1 pseudogene is annotated in these 388 nt (G+C 41.8%); it reads right to left on the bottom strand.

Features of this window, described 5'->3' with window-relative positions:
* Positions 1-185: 185 nt before the first annotated feature.
* Positions 186-388 (bottom strand): annotated as a pseudogene (locus AABK37_RS41980) (RNA-guided endonuclease TnpB family protein); the annotation flags it as partial.

Genomic DNA, 388 nt, shown 5'->3' with positions numbered 1-388 from the left:
GTTACTGCCTTTTTGCTTACGAGCAAGGCTTTGTTGTTTCTTTCTGAGGTTACGGGCATATCGTTTGGTATGACGTGGGTTATCGAACTTGCTCCCATCGCTAAGTTAAACCACATCTAGTTTGCATAATTTGAAATTGTACATTTCTTGTGGGGTGGGCGTCTCGCCCGCCCAATACATGCAAGTTAAATGTGGAACAGCTTAGTAATGCAAAAATGAGTTAGTCCTAAATCAATTCCTACTGCTTTCCCCTCAATGGAAGGGGTAGGAATCTTTTGTCTATTGTCAACTAAAATTGAGGCATAATATTTGCCATCCGCAACCTGGGAAACCGTAACAGTTTTAATCTGCCCGTCAATTGGACGGTCTTGTTCGCAATAAATAGATC

The organism is Tolypothrix sp. VBCCA 56010 (assembly GCF_050875635.1).
In the GTDB taxonomy this organism is placed as follows: Bacteria; Cyanobacteriota; Cyanobacteriia; order Cyanobacteriales; family Nostocaceae; genus Hassallia.
The sequence above is the reverse complement of the archived record's forward strand: the minus strand, read 5'-3'. Positions and strand labels throughout refer to the sequence as shown.